Source organism: Vibrio sp. 704 (assembly GCF_033339295.1).
In genome coordinates this window covers 1-527 of record NZ_JAWOUH010000973.1, presented here as the reverse complement: position 1 = coordinate 527, position 527 = coordinate 1, and the positions used below count along the sequence as shown (strand labels likewise).

Here is a 527-nt window from a genome sequence, read left to right as displayed (position 1 = left end):
AGGTGTGCGATTAGCATCGAGTGACGAGGCGCTGTCTGTCCGTGAAGTCCTAGGATTAGATACCCCACTGGCCACCGCATCTATTGGTCGCCAGCAATTGGTCGAGCCAGTCCTAGCTGATGGTGCTGTGATTGGTTTTGTACGTGTGACGTTTGAGACAGGCCGAGTGACGGCGATTTCTGATCACCATTATCGTAAGAGTGATCGTTACATGTACATGATGGTCTTGATGAGTTTTGTGTGTGGCATGTTGTTTATTATGATTTTACGTAGACAGCCGATCCGCCGTAAAAAAGCCGAAAACTTGCTGCTGACCAAGTAATTCCAACAGCCAACTTCAAATAAAAAACAGCCCGCTTTGAGCGGGCTGTTTTTTTAGTTCTTGAAAGCGAAGACGAATCTTTGTCGCTTATTCTGCATCGCCTAGCAATACTGAATCTAACGCGATTAGCATCATGTCGTTAAATGTTGTTTGACGCTCGTCTGATGTGGTTTTCTCGCCTGTTTTGATATGGTCTGAAACCGTA

The 527-nt window shown here is 45.7% G+C and carries 1 protein-coding gene and 1 pseudogene; one reads left to right on the top strand and one right to left on the bottom strand.

Annotated elements, in window-relative coordinates; genetic code table 11:
* Nucleotides 1–322, top strand: a 322-nt coding sequence (locus R7R24_RS30180; protein ID WP_318120649.1) for an AhpA/YtjB family protein, incomplete at its 5' end; no start/stop codon positions are given.
* 87 nt (nt 323–409) lie between these two features.
* Here the strand turns inward: R7R24_RS30180 and deoD are convergent.
* A pseudogene (deoD, locus tag R7R24_RS30175) lies at nt 410–527 on the bottom strand (purine-nucleoside phosphorylase); the annotation flags it as partial.